The organism is Bacteroides sp. HF-162 (genome assembly GCF_015679285.1).
GTDB classification, from domain to species: Bacteria; Bacteroidota; Bacteroidia; order Bacteroidales; family Bacteroidaceae; genus Bacteroides; species Bacteroides uniformis.
In genome coordinates, this window is record NZ_CP064937.1 from 1,255,303 (window position 1) to 1,270,693 (window position 15,391).

At 47.5% G+C, this 15,391-nt stretch carries 13 protein-coding genes; 5 read left to right on the forward strand and 8 right to left on the reverse strand.

Going from position 1 to position 15,391, the window contains the following annotated elements:
* Nucleotides 1-14: 14 nt before the first annotated feature.
* On the forward strand, nt 15-2,045 hold the full coding sequence (locus ITJ87_RS04835) for a patatin-like phospholipase family protein (RefSeq protein ID WP_181980935.1): 2,031 nt from the start codon (nt 15-17) through the stop codon (nt 2,043-2,045).
* 139 nt (nt 2,046-2,184) lie between these two features.
* Here ITJ87_RS04835 and cysS read toward each other — a convergent pair whose 3' ends face one another.
* Complete coding sequence (cysS, locus tag ITJ87_RS04840; protein ID WP_008662079.1) at nt 2,185-3,660, reverse strand: cysteine--tRNA ligase; 1,476 nt, start codon at nt 3,658-3,660, stop codon at nt 2,185-2,187.
* 125 nt (nt 3,661-3,785) lie between these two features.
* On the opposite strand from cysS, the gene mnmA reads away from it, so the two are divergent.
* The gene (mnmA, locus tag ITJ87_RS04845; RefSeq protein WP_117964359.1) at nt 3,786-4,838 is read left to right on the forward strand and encodes a tRNA 2-thiouridine(34) synthase MnmA; all 1,053 of its coding nucleotides are present in this window, start codon (nt 3,786-3,788) and stop codon (nt 4,836-4,838) included.
* Nucleotides 4,839-4,860: 22 nt separating this feature from the next.
* Here the strand turns inward: mnmA and ITJ87_RS04850 are convergent, their stop codons facing one another.
* Nucleotides 4,861-6,372, reverse strand: coding sequence for a GH3 auxin-responsive promoter family protein (locus ITJ87_RS04850; protein ID WP_117964292.1), 1,512 nt, complete (start codon nt 6,370-6,372; stop codon nt 4,861-4,863).
* 122 nt (nt 6,373-6,494) lie between these two features.
* Here ITJ87_RS04850 and ITJ87_RS04855 point away from each other — a divergent pair, with 122 nt between their 5' ends.
* Nucleotides 6,495-7,505, forward strand: a complete 1,011-nt coding sequence (locus ITJ87_RS04855) for an ATP-dependent 6-phosphofructokinase (RefSeq protein ID WP_035447667.1) — start codon at nt 6,495-6,497, stop codon at nt 7,503-7,505.
* Here ITJ87_RS04855 and rnc read toward each other — a convergent pair.
* The 3 genes from rnc to ITJ87_RS04870 are packed head-to-tail and all read right to left on the reverse strand — an operon-like array spanning nt 7,464 to nt 9,873.
* Nucleotides 7,464-8,342: a ribonuclease III gene (gene rnc, locus ITJ87_RS04860; protein ID WP_230391791.1), complete on the reverse strand. Its 879-nt coding sequence runs from the start codon at nt 8,340-8,342 to the stop codon at nt 7,464-7,466. The two genes, ITJ87_RS04855 and rnc, sit on opposite strands and share 42 nt — an antisense overlap.
* Nucleotides 8,343-8,349: 7 nt before the next feature.
* Nucleotides 8,350-9,615, reverse strand: coding sequence for a beta-ketoacyl-ACP synthase II (gene fabF, locus ITJ87_RS04865; protein ID WP_005825984.1), 1,266 nt, complete (start codon nt 9,613-9,615; stop codon nt 8,350-8,352).
* A 21-nt stretch (nt 9,616-9,636) separates the two neighbouring features.
* Nucleotides 9,637-9,873, reverse strand: coding sequence for an acyl carrier protein (locus ITJ87_RS04870; RefSeq protein WP_004291965.1), 237 nt, complete (start codon nt 9,871-9,873; stop codon nt 9,637-9,639).
* A 149-nt stretch (nt 9,874-10,022) separates the two neighbouring features.
* Between ITJ87_RS04870 and purN the strand changes: the two genes are divergently transcribed.
* Complete coding sequence (purN, locus tag ITJ87_RS04875; RefSeq protein WP_016272085.1) at nt 10,023-10,610, forward strand: phosphoribosylglycinamide formyltransferase; 588 nt, start codon at nt 10,023-10,025, stop codon at nt 10,608-10,610.
* Here the strand turns inward: purN and ITJ87_RS04880 are convergent.
* From ITJ87_RS04880 to ITJ87_RS04890, 3 genes are all read right to left on the reverse strand, one after another.
* Nucleotides 10,601-12,454, reverse strand: a complete 1,854-nt coding sequence (locus ITJ87_RS04880; RefSeq protein WP_005825980.1) for a sulfatase-like hydrolase/transferase — start codon at nt 12,452-12,454, stop codon at nt 10,601-10,603. The two genes, purN and ITJ87_RS04880, sit on opposite strands and share 10 nt — an antisense overlap.
* Before the next feature lie 116 nt (nt 12,455-12,570).
* Complete coding sequence (pdxB, locus tag ITJ87_RS04885; RefSeq protein ID WP_117964290.1) at nt 12,571-13,614, reverse strand: 4-phosphoerythronate dehydrogenase PdxB; 1,044 nt, start codon at nt 13,612-13,614, stop codon at nt 12,571-12,573.
* Between the two features lie 46 nt (nt 13,615-13,660).
* Nucleotides 13,661-13,876, reverse strand: a complete 216-nt coding sequence (locus ITJ87_RS04890; protein ID WP_229075254.1) for a hypothetical protein — start codon at nt 13,874-13,876, stop codon at nt 13,661-13,663.
* 367 nt (nt 13,877-14,243) lie between these two features.
* Between ITJ87_RS04890 and ITJ87_RS04895 the strand changes: the two genes are divergently transcribed.
* The gene (locus ITJ87_RS04895) at nt 14,244-15,389 is read left to right on the forward strand and encodes a glycosyltransferase family 1 protein (RefSeq protein ID WP_057087397.1); all 1,146 of its coding nucleotides are present in this window, start codon (nt 14,244-14,246) and stop codon (nt 15,387-15,389) included.
* Nucleotides 15,390-15,391: the final 2 nt, after the last annotated feature.

The following is a 15,391-nucleotide window of genomic DNA, read 5'->3' on the forward strand; positions in this document are numbered from 1 at the left end:
AGTAAATGATGGAGATGAAGTATAGACTATGGGCTTGTCTGTTGTTTTTGCCGATGGTTCTTTGGGCGTCCGGGCGTCCGAAAGTGGCTGTCGTACTCAGTGGGGGTGGCGCCAAAGGGACGGCGCATATCGGTGCTCTGAAAGTAATTGAAGAAGCGGGTATCCCTATAGATTATGTGGTAGGTACCAGTATGGGGGCCATTGTGGGAGGTTTGTATTCTATCGGATATACCCCGCAGCAATTGGACAGTATGGTGAATGCCCAGAACTGGAAATTCCTACTCTCGGATGCACCCAATCCTAAGGATGTGTTGCTGGACGACCGGTTGAAGTCGGAGCGCTATGTACTCTCTATTCCGTTTTCTTTGAAATCTGCCGCTGTTTCGGATGCGGGTATCATAAAAGGGAAGAACCTGGCACGTTTGTTCTCCACGTTGACAGAAGGTTACCGGGATTCCGTGGATTTTAGCCGTTTTCCTATTCCGTTTGCCTGCGTATCGGAAAATCTGGTGAATGGTAGTGAAGTAGTGTTCCGTGAGGGAATACTGGCTACTGCCATGCGTTCCAGCATGTCCATTCCCGGTGTGTTTGCTCCGGTAGACCTGGATGGAATGGTGTTGGTGGACGGTGGAATGGTGAATAACTATCCGGTAGATGTGGCGCTTGCCATGGGGGCCGACTACGTTATCGGGGTGGATGTGCAGAGCCCGCTGCTTAAGGCTTCCGAGCTGAAATCGGTGAAAGACATCTTCGGGCAAATCATCAATCTGCAAGGAGAGAAGAAATACCGTGAGAATTTGCGTAATACCGACGTATTGATAAAGGTGGATGTCACCGGCTATTCGGCTGCAAGTTTCACCAAAGAGGCCATCGACACTTTGATGGTGCGGGGAGAACGTGCTGCCATGGACAGTTGGGACGGACTGCTTGCCCTGAAACGGAAGCTGGGACTTGCAGACGATTATCAGCCTCGCCGTCCGGGACCTTTCCGCTTGCCCGGCGTGGCTGTTGATAGGGAGATTCCCGTTGATTCCCAAATAGCCGTCCCTGCTGTGCGGGAGAACAAGCTGAATGTCGGTTTTCGCTTTGATACAGAAGAACTGGCGGCGTTGCAGGCAAATACGGACTTCTATTTCGGCCGGCAGCGCGAGTCGCTGGTCAGCCTTACTGTCCGTCTGGGCAAGCGTACACTGGCACGACTCGGATATAGTTACCAGTGGGACGGTGGATGGCAGGCGGGACTTGCCTATCAGTTCGACTATAAAGATATGAATATTTACAATGAAGGCAAACGGGCGCTGGATTTGACTTTTACACATCAACTGGTCCGTATGGGGGCGGCGAAGGACTGGAACAATATCCAGGTCAGTCTGGGCATTGACTTTGATTACTACCACTATCATGATTTGCTGTCGCTCGATCCGTTAGCTTCGGCACTGTTTGAGAATTCGTCCTTATTCAGTTACTTTGCCGGACTTGTGTTCAACAACTTGAATGAGAGGAGCGCCCCTACAAAAGGCATGTCGTGGGCGGTATCCTATCATCTCTATACGGATAACTTCTTCCAGTATAAGGACAACAATCCTATTTCTGTTTTCGATGCCCGTTGGCAGGGATGTTTCTCTCCCTCGAGTAAGTTCACTGTCACTCCTTCGTTTTATGGACGCGTATTGTCCGGAAGCGGTAATTATCCTTTTGCCATCATTAATATGGTGGGGGGAACCATACCGGGGCGCTATATGCCACAGCAGATACCGTTTACGGGCATCAACCGTGCGGAACTGTCACAAGCCGCACTGCTGGTTGCAGGGCTGAACCTCAGACAGCGTATCTTGAAAAACCAGTATATATCAGTGATGGGCAGTTATGGGCGAAACTCCGGGAAGTTTCATCAGATTCTTGACTCTTCCAAATCGGCTGATATGGCAGGGGTAGGCATCGGCTATATGTACAAGAGTTTTCTGGGACCAGTGGAGATACAGTTGAACTGGTCTAATCAGACGAAGAAACTAGGGTGGTATGCTGGGTTCGGATTCGTATTCTAACGAGGATATATCAAAATATTACATGGATTTTATTTTCAGACAAAAGAACAGAAGAACAAGAGAAAAATATATTCTTTTGTTCTTCTGCCTAAAACTTACCCCAATCTGTATGATTCTGCGGTGAGTTATGATACTTTCATTATTTATTCAGCTTCCATTCGCTTCCGTCCTTACCGTCTTTAATCTCGAAACCGAGTGCGGTGAGTTCATTACGGATTTTGTCGGATGTGGCCCAATCTTTGTTGGCTTTTGCCTTTGAACGCTCTTCCAATAGCATGTCCACTACTTTGCCGAAGGCGGCTTCACGCTCTTCGTTGGAGGCGTTGTCTTCTTGTAATCCTAAGATGTCGAAGCAGAAGAGGTGGAAGGTTTCCTTCAATTCTTTCAGGTCTTCGGCTGTGATGGAATCGTTTCCAGCCAGGATATTGTTTACCATCTTGGCGCCGTCGAAGAGGTGGGCGATGACAATCGGTGAGTTCAAGTCATCATTCATGGCTTCGTAACACTTGGCACGCAGGGATTTCACATCTATGGTGGAGGTTGCAGCAGGGGTAATCTTGTCCAGTCCATGTACAGCATCCATCAGCCTTGCCAATCCCTTTTCGGCGGCTTGCAGCGCTTCGTTGCTGAAGTCTACCGTACTGCGGTAGTGGGCTTGCAGGGTGAAGAATCGGATGGTCATTGGGCTGTAGGCTTGCTCCAGCATGGGGTGCGTGCCTTTGAAGAGCTCTTCCAATGTGATGAAGTTACCGTAAGACTTACCCATTTTCTGTCCGTTCACGGTCAGCATGTTGTTGTGCATCCAATAATGTACCATATCTTCTCCTTGGGAAGCTACGGATTGTGCAATCTCGCATTCGTGATGCGGGAAGATAAGGTCCATACCGCCACCATGAATGTCGAAGTGCTCGCCCAAGTATTTCTTTCCCATGGCTGTACATTCGGCGTGCCAGCCGGGGAAGCCGTCGCTCCACGGGGAAGGCCAACGCATGATGTGTTCCGGTTGCGCACATTTCCAGAGGGCAAAGTCTGCGGGATTGTGCTTCTCGCTCTGTCCGTCCAGTTCGCGGGTGGTGTTGAGAACATCATCCAGGTTGCGTCCGGAGAGCTTGCCGTAGTGATGGTCCTTGTTGTATTTTTCTACATCGAAATAAACGGAACCTTCACTTTCATAGGCATATCCATTCTTCAATATCTCCTTTACAAGTTCTATCTGTTCGATGATGTGGCCGCTGGCATGTGGCTCGATACTGGGAGACAGCACATTCAATGCATCCATCGCCTTATGATAGCGGTTGATGTAGTACTGTGCCACTTCCATTGGTTCCAGTTGTTCCAGACGGGCTTTTTTCGCAATCTTGTCTTCACCTTCGTCGGCATCGTGCTCCAGATGGCCCACGTCGGTAATGTTGCGGACATAGCGCACCTTGTAGCCGATGTGCGTCAGGTAGCGGAACAGCAGGTCGAAAGTGATGGCAGGGCGTGCATGTCCCAAGTGCGGGTCACCGTACACGGTCGGTCCGCAGACATACATGCCTACATGCGGTGCATGCAGCGGTACGAACAGCTCTTTTTTTCTATTTAAAGTGTTGTAAATGGTCAGTTGATGTTCCATAACAGTTGATTATTAGTTCTTTTAGGAGTACAAAGGTATAATAAATCTGTGAAAATCTATAATGATATTCTGTTTTATAAGAGTAAATGCAACGGATTTCACCTTCGTTTATTACTTTTGTATCCATGAAGTCAGATAAACGTGTATTGCTTGGCATGAGTGGCGGCACGGATAGTTCCGTGGCCGCCATGAGGTTGCAGGAAGCCGGTTATGAGGTGACTGGCGTGACTTTCCGTTTCTATGAGGCAGGAGATGAGACCGGGTATTTGGAAGATGCACGGGCTCTGGCCCTGAAGCTGGGGATGAAACACATTACCTATGATGCACGCGAGCTTTTCCGTTCGCGTATTATCCGCTATTTTGTGGAAGAGTATCTAATGGGGCGTACTCCCGTTCCTTGCACGGTCTGCAATAATGAGCTGAAGTGGGCGTTGTTGGCTAAAATAGCCGATGAAAAGGGGATTTATTGGATTTCTACCGGACATTATGTGCGTAAAGTCTTGTCCGGAGGAAAGTATTATATAGCTCCTGCTGCAGATAAGGACAAAGACCAGACTTTCTTTCTGTGGGGATTGAAGCAGGACATCCTGCAGCGTATGTTGCTTCCGATGGGAGATATTACGAAAAATGAGGCGCGCTCGTATGCGGCAGAGCGTGGTTTCGGGCAGGTGGCTGCGAAGAAAGACAGTATAGGTGTGTGCTTTTGCCCTTTGGATTACCGTTCCTTTTTGAAGCGTGAGGTTCCTGAAACACTATTACCCGGTAAAGGTAGATTCGTCGATGAAAAGGGGGATTTCTTGGGATGGCATGAGGGCTATCCGTTTTATACCGTAGGGCAACGTAGGGGCTTGGGTATCCATCTGAACAAGGCTGTTTTTGTGAAAGAGACAAGAGTGGAAAGCAATGAAGTCGTTTTAGCTCCGCTCTCTTCCCTCTACAAGCAGGAAATGTGGCTGGGAGAGTGGAACCTGGTGGAGAATAGCCGTGTGCTGGGTGCAAACGAGGTTATTGTGAAGATACGCTACCGTAAGCAGGCAAACCACTGCAAGGTAAGTCTTACAGTGGAGGGACTACTGCATGTCCGCTTGATAGAGCCGCTGGAATCTATTGCGCCAGGGCAGGCAGCGGCTTTTTATGATGAAAGCGGTCTGCTGCTGGGCGGTGGAATTATTTTGTGATAAAATCTGCTTTTATATTTTGTTATTTATTAAGCTTCAGCATTTCTTCTATGTATTCCCTTGTGTTGCTGAGTCGGGGTACTTTATGTTGTCCACCGAGTTTCCCCTTGCTATCCAGCCAATCGTGGAAGAGGTTGGGACGGGCAACGATGATTTCCAGCGGTTGCAGTGCCAGGTTATTCTGTCTTTTAGCTTCATAGTCGGAGTTTACCTCTTTCAGGGTGTCGTCCAATACTTTGGCGAACTTCTCCAGGCTGTCCGGCATTTGTGCAAATTCTATCAGCCACTGGTGGCGACATTTAGCATTCCGGTCCATAAAGACTGGGGCGGCAGAATAATCTATGACCCGTGCATCGGTTTCGGCACATGCTCTGGCAAGTCCTCTTTCCGCATTGTCCACAATCAGCTCCTCGCCGAATGCGTTGATAAAGTGCTTGGTACGTCCGGTGATGACGAACTTATAGGGGTTCTTCGATGTGAACTTCACTGTATCCCCAATCATATATCGCCATAAACCGGCAGAAGTGGAGATTACCATGGCGTAGTTCTTGTTCAGTTCCACCTCTTCGAGGCAGAAGGTACGCGGATTCTCCTTGCCTACATCTTCCAGCGGGATGAACTCGTAAAATATACCGTAGTCAATCATCAGTAACATGGCAGGATCGGTAGGGTCGTTCTGAGTTCCGAAGTAGCCTTCGGATGCATTGTAAGTCTCTACATAATGCATCTTGCTGCTGCGAATCACGTCTTTGTATTGCTCGCGGTAAGGAGTGAAGGCAACGCCGCCGTGGAAGAACACCTCCAGATTGGGCCATATCTCCTCAAGGCTCTGCTTTCCTGTCTTTTCCAATATATGTTTGATGAGTACAAGCATCCAGGACGGTACACCGGAAAGGTTGCTGACGTTTGCATGGATGGTTTCGCGGGCGATGGCCTCCATTTTGGGCTCGAAGTGCTCCATTAGGGCCGTCTGCTTGCTGGGTACGCGGACAAAGTTTACCAGCGGGTTGATATTTTCTATGAGGATGGCGGAGAGGTCGCCTACAAGACTGTGGTTGGTGTTCAGGTTGGGAGCGTGGCTGCCTCCAAGGATAAGCCCTTTACCTGAAAAGAAACGGCTTTCGGGATTCTGTCCCAGATAGATGGCAACGGCATCCCGGCCTCCCTTGTAATGCGTGTCGTGCAAGGACTCCCGGCTGACGGGCAGGAACTTGCTCTTGTCGTTGGTGGTACCCGATGATTTGGCAAACCAACGTATTTCCGAAGGCCAAAGCAGATTCTGCTCACCGGCACGCAGGCGAGTTACATAAGGCTTTACTTCTTCGTAAGTTTGTATGGGAAGGCGCTTCTTGAAATCTTCATAAGTACGGATAGAGGCATAGTCATACTTCTTTCCCCATTCCGTATTTGCCGCTGTCCGGATGAGACGCTGCAATACAAGCTGTTGCAATTCACCTGCATGGCTGGTGTATTGTTCGATTTCTTTCAGACGGGGAGCAAAATATACCTTATTCAGAAACTTTGTAATATTCATCGTTCTTTGTGAAATCTTATTTTAAACCGCAAAAATAATCTTATTTATCGGCATCTCTATCTTTTTTCTCTTTTTTTTCTATCTTTACGGACCTATAGAACAATAATTCAAACAAAAATATCATGAGAATAGGTATTTTGACTTCAGGGGGCGACTGTCCCGGCATCAACGCTACCATTCGCGGTGTATGCAAAACAGCTATCAACCATTATGGAATGGAAGTAATTGGCATTCACAGCGGTTTTCAGGGGCTGCTGACCAAGGATGTGGAGTCGTTTACCGAAAAGTCCTTATCCGGTTTGCTGAACTTGGGAGGTACGATGCTCGGTACTTCGCGTGAGAAGCCCTTTAAGAAGAACGGCGTGATGTCCGACGTGGACAAACCGGCACTGATAGTGCGGAATATCAAAGAGATGGGACTTGATTGTGTGGTCTGCATCGGTGGAAACGGTACGCAGAAGACAGCCGCCAAACTCTCCGCTATGGGGCTGAACATCGTATCCGTGCCAAAAACAATAGACAATGACATTTGGGGAACCGATTTTTCCTTCGGATTCGATTCTGCCGTCAGTATTGCTACGGATGCCATCGACCGGCTGCACAGCACGGCCAGCTCGCACAAACGGGTGATGGTGATTGAGGTGATGGGGCACAAGGCAGGTTGGATAGCCTTATACTCCGGTATGGCGGGCGGTGGTGACGTGATTCTGATTCCGGAGATTCCCTATAATATCCACCGTATCGGAGAGACGATTCTGAATCGGCTGAAGAAAGGAAAGCCTTACTCCATCGTGGTGGTGGCCGAAGGCATACAGACGGACGGGCGGAAGCGTGCAGCCGAGTACATCGCTCAAGAGATAGAGTATGAGACGGGTATTGAGACCCGCGAGACTGTGTTGGGTTATATTCAGCGGGGCGGCTCACCCACACCTTTCGACCGTAATCTTTCCACACGTATGGGCGGACATGCCACGGAACTGATTGCCAACGGGCAGTTCGGGCGGATGATTACCTTAAAGGGAAATGAAATAGCTTCTGCACCGCTGGAGGAGATTGCGGGTAAGTTAAAGCTGGTGACGGAAGACAATGACTTAGTTGTCCAAGGACGTCGGATGGGAATCTGTTTCGGCTAATTTTTCTTGTGAGGATTCTTCAACAGTTTCTGCCATGGGATTATCTTCTGTGGCGGTTTCTGTTGAATGGTTTCGCTCTTTGGCTGCCTGGACTTCCTCCTTGAAAGCGGCATCCTTAATTTTTTTCAATGCCATCTGTGCCGCATTTTGTTGCGACTCCTTCTTGGAATAACCGGTGCCGGTGCCTGCCGATATCCCTTCGATGCGGACTTCGGTGTGGAACATCGGATTGTATTCTTCGTCGAGAAACTGCTCGATAAGCTCGAATGACACCTCCATTTTGTTCTTCTGGCTCCATTCGATGAGTTTTGACTTGAAGTTGACCTCTTTGCGAGACATCTTGTCGAGGTCGATATAGTTTTTGAAAATCTTCTCTTCCATGAACTGCTTGCAGCGGTCGTAGCCCTGGTCCAGATAAATGGCGCCGATGAAGGCTTCGAATGCATTGCCGTACATGTAGCTGTTGTGGGATGAGGAGCGGGTGGAGTATTTCACCAGTTTGTCCAGTCCGATTTCCACGGCCAGTTTGTTGAGTGTTTCCCGCTGTACAATTTTGGAACGGGTATTGGTAAGGAAACCTTCGCGGCGTCCTTCGAAATGGCGGTAGACAATATCTCCTACAATGGCGTCGAGGATAGCATCGCCCAAGAATTCCAGCCGTTCGTTGTTGATGGGACGTCCTTTTTCGGAGCGCATGGAGATGGATTTATGCAGCAAAGCCTGCTGATAGACCTTGATGTCACGTGGAAAGAAGCCGAGAATTCTGTAAAAACAAAAATAAGACTCTCTATCCTTGCGGAACAAGAGCCTTATTTTATCTATTTGGTTACGTAACACGACCTTATTATTCTGCGTATTTCTTGAAAATGACACACGCATTATGACCACCGAATCCAAAAGTATTGGACAAAGCTACGTTCACTTCGCGCTTTTGTGCTTTGTTGAACGTGAAGTTCAGGTCATAGTCGATGTTTTCGTCGTTATCACCCTCTTCGTGGTTGATGGTCGGAGGAACAATGCCATTCTTGATGGCGAGGATGCTTGCAATGGATTCTACCGCACCGGCAGCGCCCAGCAAGTGGCCGGTCATGGATTTTGTCGAACTGATGTTCAACTCATACGCATGCTGTCCGAATACCTCTTTGATTGCTTTTGCTTCCGAAATATCACCTACGGGAGTAGATGTACCGTGAACATTGATATAATCTACTTCTTCGGGTTTCATTTCTGCATCTTCCAACGCATTCAGCATCACTAACTTGGCTCCCAAACCTTCGGGGTGAGAGGCTGTCAGGTGATGAGCGTCGGCAGACATTCCTACGCCGGCAACTTCCGCATAGATTTTGGCACCGCGTGCCTTGGCGTGTTCCAGTTCCTCGAGAACGAGACAACCGCCACCTTCACCCATGATGAATCCGTCACGGCTTGCGCTGAACGGACGGGATGCAGTTTCGGGAGAATCATTGCGGGTTGACAATGCATGCATGGCATTGAAACCACCTACACCGCAAGCGGCGATGGCAGCTTCCGAACCACCGGACACGATAACATTTGCCTTACCCAAACGGATGAGGTTAAACGCATCGGCAATAGCATTTGTGGAAGTGGCACATGCAGAACAAGTTGCGTAGTTGGGACCATGGAAACCATACATGATGGAAATTTGTCCGGCAGCAATGTCCGAAATCATCTTGGGGATGAAGAACGGATTGAATTTGGGGCCGTTTTCCTTACCGGTCAGGGCATAGTTGCCCGCCTCTTCTTCGAATGTACGGATGCCACCGATACCGGCGCCGAAGATGACACCGATTCTGTTTAAATCCTCATTTTCGACGTCAAGCCCAGAGTCACCTACCGCTTCTTTGGCTACTGCAATGGCATATTGTGTGTACAAGTCCATCTTGCGGGCCTCTTTGCGGTCTATATATTTGGTAGCATCGAAGCCTTTTACTTCGCATGCAAACTGAGTCTTGAAAAGCGATGCATCGAAATGAGTAATAGGTCCTGCTCCACTAACCCCATTCACAAGATTTTCCCAGAATTCGGGAACACTGTTGCCAATGGGAGTAATGGCGCCGAGACCTGTTACTACAACTCTTTTTAATTCCATGTTATAAACGAATGGATAAGATTACTTAGCGTGTTCTTCGATGTAAGATACAGCATCACCTACAGTACCAATCTTTTCAGCCTGGTCATCGGGAATAGAGATACCGAATTCCTTTTCGAATTCCATGATAAGTTCTACAGTGTCAAGAGAATCAGCTCCCAGGTCGTTAGTGAAGCTAGCTTCGTTAGTAACTTCTGATTCTTCTACGCCTAATTTATCGACGATAATCGCTTTCACTCTTGATGCAATTTCAGACATAACTTTAAGTTTTTAATTAATAATTAGTTTTATTTCTTTAAATTTGCGGTGCAAAGGAATGAATATTTATCATTCCTCGCAAATATTTGATGAATTAAATGCACCTTTTTGCACATTTTTCACGGTTTTGTGCAGTAATTGGAGGGATTATGGGAAAAAATATCGCAGTTTTAGCGTCGGGAAGTGGTACGAATGCCGAGAATATCATCCGTTATTTCCGGGAAAAAGGTTCGGCACGTGTGGCTCTGGTTTTGACTAACCGGCAGAATGCGTTTGTTTTAGAGCGTGCCAAGGGGCTGGGAGTGCCTTGTGTCTGGTTTGCCAAGAGCGATTGGGAAAGTGGAGAGCTTGTTTTGTCGACGCTTCGAGAGCATGATATTGATTTTGTGGTATTGGCAGGATTCCTGGCACGTGTGCCGGACAATATTCTGCATGCTTATCCCAATAAAATGATAAATATACATCCTTCGTTGCTGCCCAAGTTCGGTGGAAAGGGAATGTACGGCGACCGTGTGCACGAGGCAGTGATTGCTTCCGGCGAAAAGGAAAGCGGTATTACCATCCATTATACGAATGAGCATTATGACGAAGGCGGCATTATCTGCCAGCAGAAATGCCCCGTATTGCCGGGCGATACGCCGGAGGAGCTGGCGCAACGCATCCACCGGCTGGAGTATGAATACTATCCGAAGGTGATAGAGGAGTTGGTGGAAGGCCTCTCTCCCAGTTATTTATAGAATCGGTTAAGGGAGAGGATGGCCTCGTTCAGCTTACGGTTGTCTATCTTGTAGTTTTCCAGGGGATTCAATGCACTGTCGCTGATCTCTATATATCCGGAAGGGTGTTTTTCCAGAATAGTATGATTTTCTACGATAAAGGCATAATTGAGATTGTCGCCCACGATATGCCAGTTCCGTGGACAAGTATCGGTTATTAAATGCCCCATACTGTAATCGGAAGGCGGATTGGTTACACCCAGCACTTTATTCATTAGGGTTGGTGCAAAATCATAGTGCGTGGTACGGTGATGGTAGGTATGTGGCTGTTCTCCCGGTTCATATAATAGGAAGGGGATATGTGTTTGTACCGGTGAATAATTACTGCCGTGGCCCCAATAATTTTTATGATTCTCATTGAATTCTTGTCCATGGTCTCCGGTAATGATGACCAGGGTATTGTCTAGCAGTTTCTTTTCCTCAAGTTTGTGGAGGACGCATCCCACCAGTGAGTCGGCTTCTGCCACGCAGTTGTAGTAGAGGTTCAGGAAAGGAGTAGGGTCTATGTCGTTGTTCAGTTTCATATAGTCGGCGAACTCCCAGGACGGTTGGAAACGATAAAGCTTGTCCTTCGGTACTTCATATCCGTGTGCCAAATCATAGAAGAGAAAGGAAAAGAAAGGTTTTGTACCGCTGCCCAGCGTATCGAGTGCTTGCAGATAATCTGCTGTAATACGGCAGTCGCGGTCATAAACGGTTTTTCCTTCGGTATGGGTACGCAAGTCGGGTACCTTTGAGAAAAGTATTTTGGCAAATGGCGGGTTGACGATTGTAGCACTGGGATAAATACCTATCTGATAATTCTGCTTCAATAGTTCTTCTATGAGCAGGGGCTGTATGCCCGATACCTCAAAATCAGTCCAGTAGATGGATGAGAGGCTGAAGAAAAGCCCGAAGATACTTCCACGTGTGCCATTGCTGCTGCTTAGATGGGAGGTGAATCTGCTGCAACTGTCGGCAAAGTGGCTGATATGAGGTGTAATGTCCTGGTTAAAGGCGCGGTAGTTCCATGAGTCTATGGCTATCAGCACTACATTCTTGGGGTTGGAATGGACTTCGTATTTCAAAGAATCTATCGGATAGTTGAGGTCAGCAGACTGCTTTTTGTTGTTGAAGTTCATTTTAATGACATCCTTGGATGAGACCACTCCTAACTTCATCATCAGGCGGGTTGCCGTAAGCGGGAAGTAATAGGGCAGGCAGGGGGCGCTGCGAATCACTGAAGTCTTTTGCGCTACAGCGGCATAGGCATGATAAAAGTTAGAGAATAGTGCAAACAAAATCAGAGTGGCAAGTACAGGACGGAAGCCACAGCGGTGAAAGCGGGTATAACAATGGCCTGCAAGTATTCTTAGCAAAGTATTGGCGGCAAATATACCCACTAATACTCCTGCAATCTTCAGATAAAGCCAGAAGCTGAATGTGAAAATCTCACTGTTGCCCTCTCCAACCAGGAGATTCAGTACAAAACCATTGATATGGAACTTGTAAAGACTGTACACACTGCCGTCTATGTAAGCAAGTATATTGAGTAATGATACAAGAATAATGTGTGTGATGGCGGCGGCTTGATGGCGCCGGACGGTAATGGCTACGATTAAGGATATGATGTAAGGAATAAGTGCCCACAAGGCGGCATGTGAGCAAGCGGCCGTTATATAAAACATCCAGCCTCCCACGTCCATCATGGCGAGCCGGGGACTGTGAATCAGATAAAACAGAAATTGTATGGCAATCGTCAGAGTTGAAATTGCATAAAAAATAAATCCTTCACTGAGTGATTTCTCTAACTGTATTTTTTGCATTGATATTGTAATGTTTTGCCTATAGTTTCCTCTGATTCGGCATTGATAGTAAAGGCGTGAGGAGCTTATATAGTGACGTCTTTTGTATTATCGGGCTGTATCTCTAAATGTATGTGCTACTTTGGGATATAAGTGTAAGCATCTTTTTCTCTTCGTAGCGGGTAGTCTCCCCGCAATTTTTCAAATTGTTCGGGATGTGTTTTCAGTGCTTCGCTGTCCCTTCTCGGGTCATACATTTGCAGATATGCTTCTGCCAGGCTGTCGGCGGTAATAATCGGGTTCCAGGGTTGGGGGGGAGCGATGCGGTAGTCGGCTTTGATGTGAAAGAAACGGCAAAGGGCATCCAGGGACATACGGGTGGCATTGGCTTTTCCGTCGGCTGAATAACCGGCTATATGGGGAGTTCCAAGGAACACTCTATTTAATAAGGTAAGATTGATATCAGGCTCATTCTCCCATACATCAATGATGGCATCGGAAATCAGTCCGTCTTCTAAGGCATTCAGGAGCGCATTGGTTTCAATCACCTCTCCACGTGAGGTATTGATAATGACGGGACAGCGTTTTAATGACCGGAAGAAAGTATGGTCTGCCAAATGGAATGTTTTGTATGGCCCTTCCTTATATAAAGGTACGTGGAAGGTGAGGATATCACATTCTGCTGCGAGTGCTTGCAAGGAACTGAAATCGCTCTCTCCTTCCTTGTCTTGCCGGGGCAGGTCATTCTTCAGGACACGCATGCCTAGTTCTTGCCCTACTTGGGCTATTTTGCTACCCACATTGCCTACGCCGATGATGCCTAATGTCAATTCGGACAGTTGTACTCCTTTGAGTTGTTGCAATAATAGTAAGGCTGATTGCACGTATTGGGCTACGGATGCTGAATTGCATCCGGGGGCATTGGTCCAAGCGATGCCTGCTTCACGGCAATATTCCGTATCTATATGGTCGAAGCCTATGGTGGCGGTAGCAATGAAGCGGACTTTACTGCCTTCCAGCAATTCCTTGTTGCAGCGGGTGCGGGTACGTATAATCAGTGCATCGGCATCTTTTACCAACTCCGGAGTGAAGTCTCTGCCGGGAGTATAAATCACGCTGTCGGCTATTTTTTCGATGGCTTCTTTAATGAAAGGTATTTTGTTGTCAACAATGACTCTCATAATGCTGCTGTTCTTTTCGACGATTTTCCATCGTGCGAAGATACGACTAATCCGTCAAAGTGGCTAAGTAATGCCCGGAAAATAATTTGACTCTTTCCGTTTTTAAGTTTGCATTTCTGCCCTCACCGCTCTCACTCTTTTCTTCAACTTCCCTATTCATCGGCATTGCAGGGGTGGGTGAGAGCAATCGAAAAGGGTGAGGGTAAATTTTGCTCTCACCCGTGTTTTCTTCCGTTCCGTATCCTTCTTTCTTCTGTTGCATCCTTTTCATTCTTTCGTTTTACTTTTGGATTCTTCAGCAGCCCACGTTAGTGAGCCGTAATGTTCACTTGAGTGAACTAAATAGCTCACTAGTGTGGTTGAATTGGTTCATAACAGTGGGCCGATGATGAATAAAGTAGTTTTCGGGAAGGAGATAAGGTGTTTGAAGGATAAAACAATGGGCCAGTACGGATTGAACAATGGGGATGTGCCCGATTCCGTACTTGGTTTTTGTAACAGACAGCAAGTGATTGCTCATCTCTATCTTATGTTTTATAGGTGAATTTGTGTTTTTGTCAAAAAAGGAAAGCGAAATAGACTGCTATATGAGGATTATCTTGTACATTTGCAGCTGAAACTTTTTAGAGATGAGAATAGGATACGACGGAAAACGGGCTGTGCAGAATTTTACGGGATTGGGCAATTACAGCCGGTATGTGGTGCAGTCATTGTCAGCCTTTGCTCCGGAAAACGAGTATTGGTTGTATGCTCCGGTACACCGTGAAAATCAGCAACTCTCGTCGATGGTGGCCGAAAGCCGGGGAACGGTATCGGTACATTATCCATCTTATTGGCTCTGGAGAGGAATGACTTCGTTGTGGCGCGTGGGAGGTATACGCAGGACTTTGAAACGGGACAACATACGGCTGTTCCACGGATTGAGTAACGAACTTCCCCTGACCATCCATCGGGTACGGGAAGTAAAGAGTGTGGTGACTGTTCACGACCTTATTTTCCTGAGACTTTCACATTGTTTTTCGTTGGTCGACCGCTTGATTTATAACTACAAATGCCGCTATGCATGCAAGCATGCAGACCACATCATTGCTGTGAGTGAGTGTACCAAGCGTGACATCATACATTATTATGGAATTCCTGCGGATAAAATTTCCGTTATTTACCAAGGGTGTAGTTCTCTGTATGCCTGTCGTGTCGGTAAGGATAAGCGCAAGGAGGTGATGCGGAGTTATCGGTTGCCCGAACGCTATATCTTGTCGGTGGGCACCATTGAGGAGCGTAAAAATGCGCTGGCCATTGTGAAGGCTTTGGAGTATCTGCCCGATGAACTGCATTTTGTTCTGGTAGGGAGACCCACAGCCTATATCCATCAGCTGAAAGAGTTTATGACAAAAGCCGGATTGCAAGACAGAGTACATTTTCTGCATGGTATCCCTTCGGACGATTTACCTGCCATTTATCAGTCGGCCGAGACTTTTGTATACCCATCCGTTTACGAAGGTTTTGGCATCCCTATTCTTGAGGCTTTGCATTCCGGCATTCCGGTGGTTGCAGCAACCGGCTCTTGTCTTGAAGAAGCGGGGGGGGAGCATTCATTGTATGTGAGTCCCCACGATGTGGAGGGATTGGCAGCGGCGATTGCCCGTACACAAGAGCCTTCTTTGCGTGCCACCATGATTGAGGAGGGATTGAAGTGGGCACAGCGTTTCACGCAGGAGCAGATGGCGTGTGAGACGATGGAGTGTTATCGGAAAGTACTAACAAAAGAAACCTAAGA

What these genes read in the sequence shown, in the direction of transcription:
- ITJ87_RS04835 (WP_181980935.1), top strand. Translation starts at nt 15, where the DNA reads ATGAAGTATAGACTATGGGCTTGTCTGTTGTTTTTGCCGATGGTTCTT.
- cysS (WP_008662079.1), bottom strand. Translation starts at nt 3,660, where the DNA reads ATGGAACATCAACTGACCATTTACAACACTTTAAATAGAAAAAAAGAG.
- mnmA (WP_117964359.1), top strand. Translation starts at nt 3,786, where the DNA reads ATGAAGTCAGATAAACGTGTATTGCTTGGCATGAGTGGCGGCACGGAT.
- ITJ87_RS04850 (WP_117964292.1), bottom strand. Translation starts at nt 6,372, where the DNA reads ATGAATATTACAAAGTTTCTGAATAAGGTATATTTTGCTCCCCGTCTG.
- ITJ87_RS04855 (WP_035447667.1), top strand. Translation starts at nt 6,495, where the DNA reads ATGAGAATAGGTATTTTGACTTCAGGGGGCGACTGTCCCGGCATCAAC.
- fabF (WP_005825984.1), bottom strand. Translation starts at nt 9,615, where the DNA reads ATGGAATTAAAAAGAGTTGTAGTAACAGGTCTCGGCGCCATTACTCCC.
- ITJ87_RS04870 (WP_004291965.1), bottom strand. Translation starts at nt 9,873, where the DNA reads ATGTCTGAAATTGCATCAAGAGTGAAAGCGATTATCGTCGATAAATTA.
- purN (WP_016272085.1), top strand. Translation starts at nt 10,023, where the DNA reads ATGGGAAAAAATATCGCAGTTTTAGCGTCGGGAAGTGGTACGAATGCC.
- ITJ87_RS04880 (WP_005825980.1), bottom strand. Translation starts at nt 12,454, where the DNA reads ATGCAAAAAATACAGTTAGAGAAATCACTCAGTGAAGGATTTATTTTT.
- pdxB (WP_117964290.1), bottom strand. Translation starts at nt 13,614, where the DNA reads ATGAGAGTCATTGTTGACAACAAAATACCTTTCATTAAAGAAGCCATC.
- ITJ87_RS04890 (WP_229075254.1), bottom strand. Translation starts at nt 13,876, where the DNA reads ATGCAACAGAAGAAAGAAGGATACGGAACGGAAGAAAACACGGGTGAG.
- ITJ87_RS04895 (WP_057087397.1), top strand. Translation starts at nt 14,244, where the DNA reads ATGAGAATAGGATACGACGGAAAACGGGCTGTGCAGAATTTTACGGGA.